The sequence below is a fragment of the Mucilaginibacter celer genome (assembly GCF_003576455.2).
GTDB lineage: Bacteria > Bacteroidota > Bacteroidia > Sphingobacteriales > Sphingobacteriaceae > Mucilaginibacter > Mucilaginibacter celer.
In genome coordinates, this window is the sequence record NZ_CP032869.1 from 4719669 (window position 1) to 4735657 (window position 15989).

Genomic DNA, 15989 nt, shown 5'->3' on the forward strand with positions numbered 1-15989 from the left:
TGTAGTTGCAAACTACAGGCATAGTCATCCGAAGTCAGAGACTTCGGATAGCGGTATACAGCGTTTCATACAATTTTCGTCAATAAAAAAGGTGCCTCGCGGCACCTGATTGTTGGTTATTAATAGTTGCATATGCTCAAGTTGTTAATTATCCGTTGCCGCCGCTATTGCTTTTGCCGCCGCCTTTGGTATCGTCATTATTAATACCGCGCTGGTTCTTTTTAATCTCGCCGTTCAGCTTGCCGAATTTAAAGTTTACCCTAACGGCAAAGTTGCGGTAGCGGTTATGGTATAACGATTCCTGGTCAAAATCAACCGTGTTGGTGGTCGACCGGAAAGTGCGGTATTTGCTGTACGGGTTGTTGGCCACTGCCGATATGGTGAGCTTTTTATTCAGGAACTCTTTAGATAACACATACGAGTTAAAAATAAAATTGCTCGATTTGCCTTGCAGCGTAACATCGCCACTAAAGAAACCCGCATCCAAACCAAGGCGGTAACCACCATCAAACTTGTAGCCGATGTTGGCGAAGGCATTGCCTGTATAACCATCGTTTTTGTAAAAGCTGCCGTTGTAAGTTCCTTTTAGCCAGATGTGCGAAACCTGCCCGTTGATATTAACGGTAAGTTTTTTGGTAATGGAATAATTAGTATTGAGGTTTAAACCCAAACTGCGGTTACTGCCTAAGTTTTGATAAGTTGTAAAAGTAACGGTATCAATAAGGCTGGTTACATTCTGGATGGCATTATTTGAAAAAGCATAGCTTAAACCAACATTGATTGATCCTTTCGAAAAATTGCTGTAGTTCAGCTCAAAGGTATTGTTAAGCTCAGGTTTTAAATCGGGGTTACCGGTGCTGATAAATTTAGGGTTCGATTTGTCGATAAAAGGGTTTAACTGGTAAATACCCGGCCTTTGGATCCGTTGGGTAAAGCCCAAGCTAAGGCTGCTGCTTTTCAGCGAGCGCTGGATAGATACCGAGGGAATCAGGTTATTATAGCTTTTATCAAGCGGCGTACCGGTAAATACCGCGTTAACCTGGGTATGCTCCAAACGTAAGCCGGCCTTTCCTGTCCATTTTTCAAATTTTAACTGGTACGAGTTGTATGCGCTATATACATCCTGGTGATAATCAAAAGCACCTGTTTGGCCACTGTTTATATTGTAAACGGCATTAGGGCTTGTATTCAGGGAATCTTTAGCGTCTTTATCCTGGCGGCTGTAATCGCTGAAATTATTACGGAGGATAACCTTAGCGCCGGCCTCAATGCTGATCTTTTTTACAGGGTAGGCGTAATCCAGCTGAAAGGTATGTTCTTTATTACCGGCGTTGTTGTATTGCCTGAAATCAGGTTGGTTTGCGCTGTAATAGTTGGTTCTTTCATTAAACTGATTATCCGTAAAGTTTTTGCTTGGCCCATAGCTGTATTTGTACGATAGGGTAAGCAACTCATCTTTATGCCCTTTAAAGCCTAACTGGTAATTGATTGATGCATCCAGGCCCTGATCATGATTATAACCTGAGTTTGTTAAATGGTAACCTTGTGTAATTGCGCCCGAGGCATCACGCTGAACCGAACGCTGGCTGCCACTTTGGTCAAACTCGCCATGAAAAGCCTCGAAAGAGCCCGTTAACAAATTCAAGCTGTCAATTTCATAGCTTAACTCGGCATTGCCATAACGGTATCTGCCGCCAAAGGTATTATCTCCGGTTTGCACCAGTGTTGAGCGTACATTTTTGGTATTGGGCTCAAACTGGGTTTGGGTATTTGAAAAACTGTTACTGTTTTGGTTTTGCTTACCAAAACCAGCATAACCCGAAATACCAAATTTACCCTGCTTGGCAGTAATATTAAGGTTATAGCCCGCCCCCCAAACTGTGTTATACCGGGAATTAACGCTGCCATTAAAGCCCTGGTCGGCATTTTTTTTAGTGATGATATTGATGATACCGGCCAACCCCTCAGCATCGTATTTTGCAGGCGGCGTGGTGATCACCTCAATTTTTTCGATATTGGTTGCAGGCATAGCTTTCAATACATCCGATGGGTTTTTAGCCATCAATGCCGATTCTTTTCCGTTTATCAGGATCTTGTATTTGCCGCTGCCTTTCAGTTTGATGTTGTCATCGCCATCAACTGCAAGTAATGGTACTTTGCGCATCATATCCAGGGCAGAGATGGCTTTACTTTCCGGGTCGGCAGTTACGTCATAGCTCAGGCGATCAACCTCCTGTTTCATTACCGGTTTTACGGCGGTAATGGTTACTTCGTTCAGTTGTTTATTTGAGGTTGATATCAGGATGCGCCCGGCATCAAAAGCATTACCGGTTAATTTTACCGGGATAACTTTGGTTGCATAACCAACCGAAGCTACAACCAGCTGGTAGGTTTTGCCTTCGGGAGCCTTCAGTTCAAAACTGCCGTCATCTTTGGCAAGGGTACTTTTTACAGGTGCTTTGGTAGCAGCATCCTGCAAAGCTACGGTGCCATACCCCAATGGCTTGTTCGCCGCCGAATCGATCACCGTTCCCTTCACCGTTATATTTTTAACAGGAGCTGCCGGTGTGGTTTGGGCCATTGCCAGGCCCGTAACAAAACAGCATAACACTGTTAGTAGAAATTGTTTCATAATTGCGATTTTGGTCATAAGACGTGTAAGATATCCGACCGTTACAGTAAAAAATATGCGTTTAACACTTTTTAACCTAACACCTTAATACGTAACAGAATAATTACCGCGGCTCTTAATTTCGGCCTCCGCTACTGGCATCATCGTTGTTAATACCACGTTGATTTTTCTTTATGCTGCTGTTAAGGCGGCCAAATTTGTAGCTCAGGCTTACGTTAATGGTTCGGTAAAAATTGTTGTTGGCGGTGTAGGTTTCAAAGCCGTCGCCTTTAGTGTAAAAGTCGAGCTTGTTGAATTTTTTAAATGGATTGTTAACGTTTAACGATAGGGTTACTTTCTCTTTAAACATTGTTTTACTTCCGCTGATGGAACTGAAGAAGAAATAATTATCCTTTCCCTGCAGCAATACATAACGGCTATCATAACCAATATTTAAACCGGCCCGGTAGCCGCCATCAAACTTGTAGCTGGTATAGGTAAAAATATGCCCCTGGTTACCGCTGTTACTAAACAGCGAACCGTTATAATAGCCTTTCAGCCAAACAAACAATAACTCGGCGTTTATATTTACGTTTAGTTTAGGGGTGATGGGGTAGTTCACATTCAAATCAAAACCCCAGTTTTTGTTTGAGCCTACATTGGCGTATGTAGTAGTGGTAACACCGGCCGAATCAACCGAGGCCAGGTTTTGTACCGTATTATTGGCAAACGAGTAATTGGTACTGAGATTGATGGAGCCCTTGGCAAAATTGCTGTAACCCAGTTCAAAATTGTTGGTAACTGCCGCCCTCAGGTTAGGGTTGCCCACGTTACGGTATTGCGGGTTGGTTTGATCGGTATACGGGTTTAACTGGTAAATGCCCGGGCGCTGGATGCGTTGCGTAAAGCCCAATGTAAGGCTGCTGCTTTTCAGGCTGCGCTGTACCGATACCGAGGGCACAAAATTATCATAATCCTGGTTAACGGTTGGCTTGCCTACCGCGAAGTTGGCATCAACCGTGGTATGCTCCAAACGCATGCCGCCTTTAAATGCCCATTTGCTTAGCTTAACCGAGTAAGAATTGTATACGCCATAAATGTTTTGTTTATAGGTAAAATTGTTAACCTGGGCAGTATCAGCATGGTATTCATTATCCACATCGCTTTTTACATCGGTGTTGAACTGGCTGTAGTTGTTACGCAGCGTAACCTTACCACCCGCCTCAACCGTAAGGATTTTGGATGGCTGAATATAATCTAACTGGAAAGCGTGCTGTTTTGAACCCGATCTGTTATACTGCCTGTAATCGGCCGGGCTGCCGGTACCGATGGTATCATTCCCTTTGGTAGCCCCGTTATTTTGGATATTGTTGTTGTAATTGTATTTGTACGATATGGTAAGCAGCTGCTCTTTGTTTTTCTTAAAACCTAACTGGTAATTCAACCCCACGTCCGATCCGTTGAAATCCCCATCGCCACTATTAAACAGGCGGTAAAATTGTTTGATGTTGTTCAGGTTATCCCTGAAGGTAGTTACCTGGTTATTTTCCTGGTTGCTTTTACCGTTGTAAAAATCAAACATACCGGTAAGCAGGTTCAGGGTATCTATCTCAAAACTCAGCTCGCCGCTGCCGTACGAGTTTTTGCCACTGTTGCCCCTCATCCCTGTTTGGCTGAGCGATGATGCAGGGCTATCAAAAGTGGTCATGTTTTCATACGCCGACGAGCGCATCGGCCTGTAGTTATAACCGGCATAACCGCTAAAACCAAATTTGCCCTGCTTTACGGTTAAGTTTACATTGGCACGTTCGCCGTATACGCTGTTGTAGCCGGTATTAAGGCTCACGTTATAACCCTGGTCGGCATTTTTTTTGGTGATGATGTTGATGATCCCGGCCAGGCCTTCGGCATCATATTTTGCGGGCGGCGTGGTAATCACTTCTATCTTTTCGATATTGGCCGCAGGCATCGATTTCAGTACATCCGATGGATTTTTAGCCATCATGGCCGATTCTTTACCATTAATAAGGATCTTATAATTATCATTTCCACGCAGCTTGATCGCATCATTGCCATCAACAGATAATAAAGGCACCTTACGGATCATATCCAGTGCGGTGATTGATTTACTTTCCGGGTCGGCGGTTACATCGTAGCTCAGGCGGTCAACCTCCTGCTTCATTACCGGGCGCACGGCGGTTACGGTAACTTCTTTTAGCTGCTTGCTTGATGGTGAAAGCAGGATGCGGCCTGCGTTAAATGTATTGCCGGTTAGTTTTACGGGAATAGTTTTAGTGGCATAACCTATAAATACAGCTACCAGCTGGTACGTTTTGCCTTCGGGGGCTTTCAGTTCAAAGCTGCCGTCGTCTTTAGCCAATGTGCTTTTTACAGGGGTTTTGGTAGCGGCATCCTGCAAAGCCACGGTAACATAACCCATCGGTTTATTTACAGCCGAATCAATAATAATTCCTTTTACAGTAATGTTGGCAACAGCCGGAGCAGCAGCAGCAGTTTTGGTTTGTGCGTAGATGATTGTAGTAAAGTAACAGCAAAGTACCGTTAGCAGGATTTGTTTCATAAGGTGTATTTAGGTTTACAAGACGTAAGAACGCGTATCACGTTACAACGTGAATCACGATTTGAACGGCATTTTAACTAAAATATTAGTTTGTAACAGTGATGTTACTTATTGAACCGGGTCATGGTTAATTCGGTGCCGATGGTTACAAAACTTTTCACCATCTCGATGGAGCGGTCGATCAATGCGGGAAGTTCGGGCAGTTCATCTTTATCAAATTTGCTCAGCACAAAATCAACCTGGCGGCCTTTGGGATAATTATCGCCAATACCAAAACGGAGGCGGGCGTAATTGCTATGGCCTAAAGTAGCTTCGATATTTTTAAGGCCGTTATGGCCGGCGGCACTGCCTTTGGGTTTTAAACGCAGGGTGCCTAAAGGCAGGGCCAGGTCATCAACAATAACCAACACATTTTCTATCGGAATTTTCAGATCCTTCATCCAGTGGTTAAGCGCCTTGCCGCTCAGGTTCATGTAGGTGGTAGGTTTAACCAGGCACAGGGTACGGCCTTTGTGCGATACTTCGGTGTAATAAGCCAACCGCGAATTTTGAAACCGCGTTCCCTCCTGCTTAGCCAGTTCATCCAACACCATAAAACCGATATTATGCCTGGTATCGGCATACTCCGGACCAATATTTCCTAAACCTACAATTAGATATTTCATGCCCCCTGGCCCCCTAAAGGGGGAAGTTAATAAAGCATCTAAAGCTGACAACAACCGTCATTGCGAGGAACGAAGCAATCGCGGACTATACAGGGCGGACCTGCTTATGTGCGATTGCTTCGTTCCTCGCAATGACGTGTCGGTTATCCTTTCAGACGTTTGTGAGTGATCAATTTTAAATTTTATGCGAAGATATTATTTATTACCCAAACAAAAACAGCGATAGAGTAACCTCTACCGCTGTTTTTAATTTCAGCTTTTCCTCCCCTTTTAGGGGCAGAGGGGCAATTATTTTTTGCCCTGAGCCGCTTCCTGCTCTGCCTGACGTAATGCACGTGAGGTAGTTACAGAAACAATAGTGTCTTCTTTAGCGTTGGTGATAGTTAAGTTATCTAATTTAATATCAGATACTTTAACTGATTTACCTACTTCTAACGATTCGATGCTTACTTCGATAGCATCAAGGTGATCTTTCGGAAGCGCTTTGATACGCAGTTTCCTTAATTTTTGTACCAGTTTACCACCTACTTTAACACCTGGCGAAGTACCGGTTAATTTAACAGGGATCTCGATGGCGATAGGTTTTTTCTCGTCTAACAATAAAAAGTCAACGTGAGTGATTTTTTCAGTTAGTGGGTGGAACTGGATGTCCTGGATGATAGCTTGTGATTTAACACCGGCAATTTCCAGATCGATGAAATGAACAACCGGAGTGTAAACTACGGCTCTCAAATCAGCTGCGGACACCGAAAAGTGGGTTTGGGTTGGCCCACCGTAAAGAACTGCAGGCACCTGGCCATTGTAACGCAGCTCTTTCGCGTCTCTTTTCCCTACGTTCTCTCTTAGAGAACCGCTAATAGCAATTGATTTCATTTTTTATCTATTTATTTTATTTAGTTCATGGTTCATAGATCATTGTTCATGGTCTACTTGCCACAAGGCCTTTTTAGTTCATGGTTCATAGATCATTGTTCATGACCTATTTCCCCATTAATTTATTCTTCTTTTATTCTCATGATAAATGCTCACTATGATCTATGAACTATCAACCATGAACTTCTTTCACGATAGATAATTACTATGAACCATCAACCATGATCTATGAACTTCAAATTAATCCACCTTAAACAAAGTACTGATCGAACCATGCTCGTTCACATTGCCAATGGCTTTTGCAAACAGCTCGGCAGTTGAAAGCACCCTTATTTTTGAGCTTTGCTGCTTAAGCGGGATGGTATCTGTCACTATCAACTCAGTTAAAGCCGAGTTTTCGATAGTTTCGTACGCTTTGCCTGATAGTACCGGGTGGGTACAAACCGCGCGTACGCTGCGTGCACCACGCTCCATGATCAGGCCGGCGGCTTTTGCAAGGGTACCGGCAGTATCGCAGATATCATCTATCAGCACAATATCCTGGTTGGTTACATCACCTATCAGGGTCATGGCTTCAATTTCGTTGGCGCGTTTACGGCGTTTATCGCAAATTACAACCTCGGCATTAAAAAACTTGGCAAAGTTACGGGCCCTGTATGATCCGCCCATATCAGGCGAAGCGATAGTAAGATGTTCTAAACCAAGGCTCTTGATATAAGGCACAAAAATGATGGATGCATCAAGGTGATCAACCGGAACATCAAAAAATCCCTGAATTTGCGCTGCGTGCAAATCCATGGTCATGATGCGGTTAATACCCGCTGCAACCAACAGGTTGGCTACCAGTTTGGCACCGATGGCCACACGTGGCTTATCCTTCCTGTCCTGCCTGGCCAAACCAAAATACGGGATAACGGCATTTACATAATGGGCAGATGCACGGCGGGCGGCATCAACCATCATCAGTAATTCCATTAAATTATCGGTAGGCTGGTGGGTTGACTGGATCAGGAAAACATCGCATCCCCTTACCGATTCGTTAAAATGCGGCTGGTATTCACCATCGCTGAAACGCGAGATCACAACTTCACCTAATTCGCGGCCGTAAGCATCGGCAATGTGCTGCGCCAGGGCTTGCGAACCTGATCCTGCAAATAACTTAACCGGGTTAAATTGTAAGGGCATCTTGTTTGATTTTGGATTTCGGATGTTCGATTTCGGATTGATTATTCTGCCTTATCTTTTGGATAAGGCTTCCCGCCTGCAAACCTCTTAAAACGCAATTCGGATTTCAAGTTTTTAAAACGGAATAAATCCGAAATCAAAAATTCGAAATCCGAAATCTTAAAATTGTTGCCCGACCAGGATTCGAACCTAGACAAACGGTACCAAAAACCGTCGTACTACCATTATACTATCAGGCAATCTCCTTTGGTTTGTTTTACTCTCCGAAAAGGAATGCAAATATAGCGCGAATATTTGAAAGTCAAAACAGAATTTTAAAAAAATTCATTACCCCTTAAAACACAGCAAAATAAATTTCAAATAGCCCCCAAACCACCGCTTTTAGCATCAACATCACAATAGTTTTAGTATTTTCGGCTGCATTAATCCTGTTTTTATAGATAGTATCCTGAACATGAATTACAAAAAGCTCAACAATATCTTCGGATGGGCGGCCTTTGCCATCGCCACAATAACCTATATTTTAACCCTCGAGCCCTCGTCAAGCTTTTGGGATTGCGGCGAATTTATTGCCTGTATTTACCGCCTGCAGGTAGCCCACCAACCCGGTGCGCCCTTGTTTACTATTATTGGTAAGGTGTTTACCCTCCTGTCTATGGGCGATAATACCAAAGTTGCCTACTGGGCCAATATGGCATCGGCACTGGCCAGCGGTGCCACTATCATGTTCCTGTTCTGGACCATCACTGCACTTGCCAAAAAGCTTTTGGTAAAAACGCAGGAGCAGCTTAATGTAACCAACCTGATATTAATTTTAGGAGCAGGCATGGTTGGCGCGTTAGCCTACGCCTGGTCGGATACCTTTTGGTTTTCGGCTGTCGAATCGGAAGTTTATGCACAGTCATCATTATGTACAGCTGTTGTGTTCTGGGCGATTTTAAAATGGGATGCCCATGCCGATGAGCCGCATGCCGATAAATGGATCGTGTTTATTGCCTATATCATGGGCCTTTCAATCGGCATCCACCTGTTAAACCTGTTGGTGATCCCTGCTATCGGTTTGGTAATTTACTTCCGCAGGGCAAAAAATGTAACTACTACCGGTACTATAGGTGCCTTTGCCATCAGCATAGTTGCGCTGGCCTTTGTACTTTGGGGCGTCATTCAGTTTACTGTTAAAGGCGCCGCCTTTTCCGATCTGCTTTTTGTAAACACCCTCGGTATGGGTTTTGGCAGCGGTGCCATTGTATTTTTCCTGCTGGTTATCGTTATCATAGTTGCGGGTATTTATTATACGGTTAAACCAGCTAAGCCGGCCATTATTTTAGCAGCAGTAGCTTTCGCGCTGGCTTTGGGTATCAGTGCAGGTATAGTGGGATTGATAATAAGTGTGATTTTACTGGTGGTGTTGGAGTATGTTGTAAGAATCCGCGAAAAGCGTTTTGCGCTGAACAGCGTGTTGGTTTGCCTCGCTTTTATTTTATTTGGCTACAGCTCGTTTGTGATGATTGTGGTAAGGGCCAAAGCCAATCCTAACCTTAACAACAGCGACCCGGAAAATGCCTTCGCACTTAACAGCTACCTTAACCGCGATCAGTACGGCGATACCCCGCTGCTTTACGGCCAGTTTTTTGATTCGGAAGCTACCGCGCAAACCGAGGGTGCCAATATCTATCGCCGCGGCGAAACCAAATACGAAGTTGCCGGCAAAAAACTGACTACTGTTTATGATCGTAATACCATCTTCCCGCGTATGTTTAGCGATAAGCCTGGCCACCCGCAGTTTTACCGCGAATGGACCGGCCTGGGCGAAAGCGAGCATCCTTACTTTGTTAACAACCTTAACTTTTTTGCCAAATGGCAGATAAACCAAATGTACACCCGCTATTTTCTGTGGAATTTTGCAGGGCGTGCCAACGATCTGGACGGCCAAAGCCTGGGTACCGGTGCTGATGGCGAATGGATAAGCGGCTGGAATTTTAATAAGCCCCTGCCCTACTCGGTTACACAAAGCAAAAGCTATAACCGCCTGTTCTTTTTACCGCTTATCATCGGTTTGTTTGGCGCTGTATTCCATTTTATGCGTAACCAGCGCGATGCAGGCATTGTGCTCATCCTGTTTTTCTTTACCGGTTTGGCCATTGTGCTTTACCTTAACCAGGATCCGCTGCAACCCCGCGAACGTGATTATGCTTATGCGGGTTCGTTCTATGCCTTTGCCATTTGGATAGGTTTGGGTGTAATTGGCATTGCCGATATCATCAGCAAAAAAATCAATGCCAGATTGGGTGCTATTATTGCCACCGCAGTTTGTATGGTGGCTGCCCCGCTGCTGATGGCTAACCAGGAATGGGATGATCACGACCGATCAACCAAGCTTACCCCGCATGATATGGCGTACAACTACCTTAACTCCTGCGCACCAAATGCCATTTTGTTTACCTATGGTGATAACGATACCTACCCGCTTTGGTACATACAGGAAGTTGAAAACGTACGCCCCGATGTGCGCATTGTTAACCTGAGTTTGCTGGGTACCGACTGGTATATCCGCGGCATGAAAAATAAAATGAATGAATCGGCCCCGCTGCCTATCACTATGCCTAACGATAAGTTTAAACCCGGCGTACGTGATGTGATCTATTTCGATGATCAGAAAATTCCGGGAGCTTCAGAATTAAAAGACGTGTTTGATTTCATTACTTCCGACAAAAAGGAAGCGATGGCTCAATACAGCAACGGCGAATCGGCCAACTTTTTGCCAACCAATAAGTTTAAGCTTACCGTTAACCCTGATGAAGTGGTGAAAACAGGCACAGTGGCCGAGGCCGACAAAGCCAAAATAGCCCCCGAAATGGACTGGACCTTCCAGGGCCGCTATGTTACCAAGGATATTTTGGCTATGATGGATATCCTGGCTCATAATGATTGGAAGCGCCCTGTATATTTTTCTATCACGGTACCAAACAGCAATATGATAGGTTTGGATAAATACATGTATAACGAGGGTTTTGCTTATCGCCTTTTGCCCTTAAAACCGGATACTGCTGTAGCCCCTTTAGAGGCCAGCAACACCGGCAAAATGTATGATAACATGCTGAACAAGTACAAATGGGGCAACATGAAAAATGCCAGCTATCTGGATCATGAATCGTTAACGATGTTTTACCCGCTCATCACCCGCCTGTATTCAACCCTGGCTGATGATTTGATTAAAGAAGGTAAAGTTGATTCGGCCCGCCGGGTGCTTAAAAAATATGATGAGGTAATGCCGGGCACCATCAACTCGCTGGAGATTGCGGTGCGCAAGTATTATATGATTGATAACGCTTACAAACTGAACAACATCCAACTGGGTAACAAAATTGCCGGCCAGGTTGGCGATTATGTAACCAACCTGCTTGATTATAACTATGCCCTGCTGCAAAAAGGCGAAACAAGTTTAGAAAGCCGGGATATTCAATACTCCATGCAGATATTGGGTGGATTGGTTGAGTTTACCAAACAATTTAAATCACCTTTGTATGCTAAGTTTAGCGTACAGCTGAGTGGTTATGAGAAAAAGTTTGGGATGAGTGAGAAGAAATAAATCTCACTTTTGATATAAGTAAATGCCCGCGGTGAGCGGGCATTTTTTGTTTACGCCTTTTTGTCCCCTCAGGACTGGTTGAAGTTTAAAGGACTGGTCGAAGTTTAGCGCAGCGTAACTTCGTCCTAAAGTGTCTCAAGCTTTCAGCTTGAGTATTCTTACGTTAATCGCTTTTATCTTAAATCGCGGAAGCAGAATGCTTCCAACAGTTTAGGTCGAAGTTACGCTGGCGCTAAACTTCAACCGGTAGCAGGCTAAACAAATCAAAACAGTCCGCATATTTATTGATTATATCATTGAATTTTATAACATTGCCACAATGAAAATCCTGCTGATTGAAGACGAACCCAAACTGGTATCCATTATCCAGCGCGACCTTACGGCCGAGGGGCACGAAATAAGCGTAGCTCTCGATGGCAATACCGGCCTGGAAATGGCCATCAAAATGGACTTCCAACTGATTATACTGGATATCATGCTGCCGGGCATCAACGGCATAGAAGTATGCCGCAGGTTAAGACAGGCCAACCAGAACGCCGCCATACTGATGCTCACCGCCCTCGGCACTACCGAAAACATTGTAACAGGCCTTGATAGCGGTGCCGACGACTACATGGTTAAACCTTTCAGCCTGGCCGAGCTTAATGCCCGCATCCGCACCCTGGCCCGCCGCAATACCGGTATGGCGCAACCTGCCAACATCATCCAAATTGCCGACCTGGTAATTAACGGCGATGAAAAATCGGTAAAGCGAGGCAACAAAAGCATTGACCTCACCGCAACCGAATACCGCCTGTTGGAATTTTTAGCTAAGAATAAAAACCACATGCTTAGCCGGATAGAGATATTGGAGCATGTTTGGAGCATTGATTTTAACATGGGCACCAATGTGGTTGATGTGTACATCAACTACCTGCGCAAAAAGGTGGATAAGGATTTTGATGATAAGCTGATCCACACGGTGATAGGCATGGGCTATATTTTAAAGCATAACGCGGCATGACCATCCAGAAAAAGGTAGCGCTGCTGTTTATGGGCCTAACCGTATCCGTAATACTGGTACTAAGCGGTGCCGTGTTTTACTTTGTGCACCAGTTTACCTTCGATGATTTTTATAAGCGCCTGGAAACCCGTGTAAACATCTCCTCACAAATCCATCACCTGAATGATCGCGACAGCCTGGGTATGTACAAAGAGATCCGCCAGCGCTACCTCGAGCGGCTTATCGACGAAAAACAATACGTTATTAAACCCGAAGTTTATACCAAAGGCAAAACAGTAAAAGGTGTTCCGCGTAAATTGATAGATAATATCCTGGCCGAAGGAAAATCGAGGTTTAAGGCTAATAACGTGTTTTATGCGGGTAATATATTTCGCTTTCCGGAGGGGGATGCCATTATTGTAGTTTCGGCAACTAACCCATCCGGGCTTAGCGAGTTAAACGATCTGGAACAGGTGCTCATCATCAGTTTCCTGATCTCGATACTGATCGTTTACGTTATCGGCAGGCGGTTTTCGTACCATACTTTTAAACCGGTGCGCAAAATCATCAAAAAAGTAAATACCATCACCGCCAGTAACCTGCACCTGCGCCTGGAAGATTACACCGGCAAAGACGAAATTGCCGAACTTACCCAAACTTTTAATAATATGCTCGACAGGCTGGAAACGGCCTTCGAAACCCAGAACAATTTTATCAGCAACGCCTCGCACGAACTGCGCACCCCTCTGGCTATTATTAAAGGCGAGGCCGAGCTTACCCTCAAAAGCCTGGATAAACCGGGAGCCGATCTGCATAAAAACCTTACCGAGATATTGAACGGTACCCAAAGCCTGCAGGATATCATCACCAGTTTGTTAGGCCTGGCCCAAAGCGGTTTCGACGGCAAAAAACAAAACTGGGAACACATCCGTGCCGATGAGCTGGCTTTTATGGTAAAAGAAGCGGTTGATCATATTATCCCTGCCAATAACCTTAGTATCGATTTTTCGGCCCTGCCCGATGATGCGGATAAACTGGTAACCCAGGGCAATATCAACCTGCTTAAACTGGCTATCAGCAATATCGGCCTCAATGCCTGTAAATATTCAGAAAACAAACCAGTAACCCTAAAAGTATATGCCGAAAATAACAGCATTATTTTTAGCGTGAAAGATCAGGGTATAGGCATCCCCGCCGGAGATGTACAACACATATTCGAACCTTTTTTCCGGGCGTCAAATACCGGTAAATATGAAGGGCATGGCGTTGGCTTGCCCTTGGCGCTTAATATTGTGCGATTGCATAAAGGTAATATCGGCATAATCTCTAAGGAGGATGAGGGTACCGAGATCAGGGTGATGCTGCCGGTTTACAGGGGGGAGTAGTTTTAATTAATATATTTGCCGCTTCTTACAGTCATCCCGAATTTATTTCGGGATCCCACATGCTGAGCCACCACGCCAATCAACCGTCCACCTGTCCTGTGGGATGCTGAAACAAGTTCAGCACGACGATTTCAGTAGATTTAACCCTACCTACAACCTATACGAATACGCTCTAATCGCATTCTAATTTCCTTCTTAAACCGCTTTAATGGCCGGTACCGATTATTGTATCAATAAACAATAATAGTAAACTAAAAAAGGTGTCGTCATGAAAACATTGAACATTCTCATTCCGTCTGATTTCGCCTTGTCATCGTTAAATATTATTCCTGCTTTGGTTGCGCGTTACCCTAAGCAAAAGCTTAATATATCATTGGTACATTTCCTGCAACTGTCTGATTCGATATCCGATCTGCTTTTGTTATCGCGCCGCAGCCGCGAATACCGCCTCATCAGCGATGAGTTTTATGCCGGCTGTACCATGCTTAAAAATGATTACCCTGAGCAAATAGCTAACCTTGCGCCCGACTTTTTTTACGGCAACACCGTAGCTGTATTTAAAAACTACCTCGAAGAAAATGAGATTGGCCTGATAGCCATGCCCGAAGGTCACGATTACCAGCAGCTTACCCCAAACAGCTTTAACCCTGCCATTTTAATGCAGCGCAGCGGCTACAAAACACTAACCGTTAAAGCCGGGGTTGAGCAGGCCAAAGCCGTTGTTAAAACCGAGGCCGAGCACGAACTGCTGGAAGTTTAATTATTTATCAAACTCATTAAAAAAAGAAATCTATGCTATTGAAAGAAAATATCCCGGTAAAATACGTGGTGGGAAAAATTAAGAACGAGCTGTTACTGGTTGCCGGGTATGCAGTAATGATAGCCTTGTTCCACAAGTTTTTACCCGAATACCGGATCTCGATCCCTATTGCTGTACCGGCTATATTGGCTACCATTATATCCCTGCTACTGGCCTTCCGCTCAAACCAGGCGTACGACAGGTGGTGGGAAGCCCGGGGCATCTGGGGCGCTATTGTAAACGATTCGCGCTCACTTACCCGCGAACTCACCAGCTTTTTAGATGGCGACAACGCGGCCTGCGAAGAAATAGAGGGTTTTAAAAAGCGCTTTGTTCATCGCCAGATAGCCTGGTGCTACAGCCTCAGCCATTCATTGCGCAAGCAGGACCCATACGCCAAAACAGAGGGTTTATTGGTTGATGAGGAAATAAAATTTACCCATCGTTTTACCAATGTACCAAACAGCCTGTTGAAACTGCACGGCCTTGATCTGAAACTGGCTTACAAGAACGGTTGGCTTAATGATTACCAGCAGGTGCAGATAGATGGTACGCTAACCCGCCTTTGCGATGCCATGGGCAAATGCGAGCGTATTAAAAATACCGTTTTCCCGGTAACGTACAGCTTATACATTCATTTTTGCCTGTACTTGTTCATTATGCTGCTGCCATTCGGACTGATAGAATACTTCGGCATGTTCGAGGTTCCATTGATCATTGCTATAGCCGCGGCATTTTTACTGGTTGAGAAAATGGCTATCCACCTGCAGGATCCGTTTGAAAACAAACCTACCGATACACCAACAACTGCTATATCGCAAACAATTGAGCGCGATTTGAAACAGATGTTAAACGATACTCATGAGGGTGAGCGGGCAACAGCCCATACTGTTGCCAACAAAGCCGAAGTATATTATATACTGTAAGCTTTTAAACCTGTGCGGGAAGGCACAGGTTTTTTATTTAAAATTTGTTTCTATCTATATATTGGTTTATGTGTCTGTTGTGAAACAGGCGCATTTTTTTGTTATAACCTCGCGCTCGTTTGCAACGAGCGCTTAATATGGGTTTGCGTTTGCAACGCAACTACCCGGCAAAAGCCAACCCAACCTGCTCCAACGCACTTCGTAATATCGGTAACGAAGCCTTCCCCATCCCATGCAATTTCAAAATCTCTTTTTCGGTAAATGTTGATAATTGCTGCAATGTGGTAATGCCCGCGTTAGCCAAAGCCCGCTGCGCGGGATTGCCGAGCTTACCGAACGGCGAAGTGGTATTTTTAGCTTCCATAGTGGTTTAAATTGATTATATCAAATTTA

General features: G+C 44.5%; 11 protein-coding genes and 1 tRNA gene. 5 read left to right on the forward strand and 7 right to left on the reverse strand.

Translation table 11 applies throughout. The annotated features are described in order from the left end of the window. Positions 1–148: 148 nt before the first annotated feature. From HYN43_RS19320 to HYN43_RS19345, 6 genes are all read right to left on the reverse strand, one after another. Positions 149–2632 (reverse strand): TonB-dependent receptor, encoded by a 2484-nt coding sequence (locus HYN43_RS19320; RefSeq protein WP_162996547.1) that lies wholly within the window; start codon positions 2630–2632, stop codon positions 149–151. Between the two features lie 115 nt (positions 2633–2747). Continuing rightward, the gene (locus tag HYN43_RS19325) at positions 2748–5192 is read right to left on the reverse strand and encodes a TonB-dependent receptor domain-containing protein (RefSeq protein ID WP_119410901.1); all 2445 of its coding nucleotides are present in this window, start codon (positions 5190–5192) and stop codon (positions 2748–2750) included. Between the two features lie 104 nt (positions 5193–5296). Then, complete coding sequence (gene pth, locus HYN43_RS19330; protein WP_119410902.1) at positions 5297–5857, reverse strand: aminoacyl-tRNA hydrolase; 561 nt, start codon at positions 5855–5857, stop codon at positions 5297–5299. A gap of 288 nt (positions 5858–6145) precedes the next feature. Next, complete coding sequence (locus HYN43_RS19335) at positions 6146–6730, reverse strand: 50S ribosomal protein L25/general stress protein Ctc (protein ID WP_119410903.1); 585 nt, start codon at positions 6728–6730, stop codon at positions 6146–6148. A gap of 240 nt (positions 6731–6970) precedes the next feature. Then, on the reverse strand, positions 6971–7915 hold the full coding sequence (locus tag HYN43_RS19340; RefSeq protein WP_119410904.1) for a ribose-phosphate pyrophosphokinase: 945 nt from the start codon (positions 7913–7915) through the stop codon (positions 6971–6973). Between the two features lie 168 nt (positions 7916–8083). Then, a tRNA-Gln gene (locus tag HYN43_RS19345) sits at positions 8084–8154 on the reverse strand. A 215-nt stretch (positions 8155–8369) separates the two neighbouring features. Here HYN43_RS19345 and HYN43_RS19350 point away from each other — a divergent pair. The 5 genes from HYN43_RS19350 (at position 8370) to HYN43_RS19370 (ending at position 15596) form a co-directional block, all read left to right on the forward strand. Continuing rightward, positions 8370–11504 carry a glycosyltransferase family 117 protein gene (locus HYN43_RS19350; protein ID WP_119410905.1) on the forward strand — a complete coding sequence of 1045 codons (3135 nt, stop codon included), beginning with the start codon at positions 8370–8372 and terminating at the stop codon, positions 11502–11504. A gap of 319 nt (positions 11505–11823) precedes the next feature. Further along, positions 11824–12507: a response regulator transcription factor gene (locus tag HYN43_RS19355; protein WP_119410906.1), complete on the forward strand. Its 684-nt coding sequence runs from the start codon at positions 11824–11826 to the stop codon at positions 12505–12507. Beyond that, positions 12504–13871 carry a HAMP domain-containing sensor histidine kinase gene (locus HYN43_RS19360; RefSeq protein WP_119410907.1) on the forward strand — a complete coding sequence of 456 codons (1368 nt, stop codon included), beginning with the start codon at positions 12504–12506 and terminating at the stop codon, positions 13869–13871. The genes HYN43_RS19355 and HYN43_RS19360 overlap by 4 nt, the downstream gene beginning before the upstream one ends. 268 nt (positions 13872–14139) lie before the next feature. Continuing rightward, positions 14140–14631: a hypothetical protein gene (locus HYN43_RS19365; protein ID WP_162996548.1), complete on the forward strand. Its 492-nt coding sequence runs from the start codon at positions 14140–14142 to the stop codon at positions 14629–14631. 32 nt (positions 14632–14663) lie between these two features. Then, a complete protein-coding gene (locus tag HYN43_RS19370) occupies positions 14664–15596 on the forward strand; it encodes a bestrophin family protein (RefSeq protein WP_119410909.1) in 933 nt (310 codons plus the stop codon). 160 nt (positions 15597–15756) lie between these two features. Here HYN43_RS19370 and HYN43_RS19375 read toward each other — a convergent pair whose 3' ends face one another. Further along, entirely contained in the window at positions 15757–15960 is a 204-nt protein-coding gene (locus tag HYN43_RS19375; RefSeq protein WP_119410910.1) for a DNA-directed RNA polymerase subunit alpha C-terminal domain-containing protein, read from the reverse strand. Between the last annotated feature and the right edge of the window lie 29 nt (positions 15961–15989).

What these genes read in the sequence shown, in the direction of transcription:
- HYN43_RS19355 (WP_119410906.1), top strand. Translation starts at nt 11,824, where the DNA reads ATGAAAATCCTGCTGATTGAAGACGAACCCAAACTGGTATCCATTATC.
- HYN43_RS19370 (WP_119410909.1), top strand. Translation starts at nt 14,664, where the DNA reads ATGCTATTGAAAGAAAATATCCCGGTAAAATACGTGGTGGGAAAAATT.
- HYN43_RS19335 (WP_119410903.1), bottom strand. Translation starts at nt 6,730, where the DNA reads ATGAAATCAATTGCTATTAGCGGTTCTCTAAGAGAGAACGTAGGGAAA.
- HYN43_RS19375 (WP_119410910.1), bottom strand. Translation starts at nt 15,960, where the DNA reads ATGGAAGCTAAAAATACCACTTCGCCGTTCGGTAAGCTCGGCAATCCC.
- HYN43_RS19365 (WP_162996548.1), top strand. Translation starts at nt 14,140, where the DNA reads ATGAAAACATTGAACATTCTCATTCCGTCTGATTTCGCCTTGTCATCG.
- pth (WP_119410902.1), bottom strand. Translation starts at nt 5,857, where the DNA reads ATGAAATATCTAATTGTAGGTTTAGGAAATATTGGTCCGGAGTATGCC.
- HYN43_RS19340 (WP_119410904.1), bottom strand. Translation starts at nt 7,915, where the DNA reads ATGCCCTTACAATTTAACCCGGTTAAGTTATTTGCAGGATCAGGTTCG.
- HYN43_RS19360 (WP_119410907.1), top strand. Translation starts at nt 12,504, where the DNA reads ATGACCATCCAGAAAAAGGTAGCGCTGCTGTTTATGGGCCTAACCGTA.
- HYN43_RS19350 (WP_119410905.1), top strand. Translation starts at nt 8,370, where the DNA reads ATGAATTACAAAAAGCTCAACAATATCTTCGGATGGGCGGCCTTTGCC.
- HYN43_RS19325 (WP_119410901.1), bottom strand. Translation starts at nt 5,192, where the DNA reads ATGAAACAAATCCTGCTAACGGTACTTTGCTGTTACTTTACTACAATC.
- HYN43_RS19320 (WP_162996547.1), bottom strand. Translation starts at nt 2,632, where the DNA reads ATGAAACAATTTCTACTAACAGTGTTATGCTGTTTTGTTACGGGCCTG.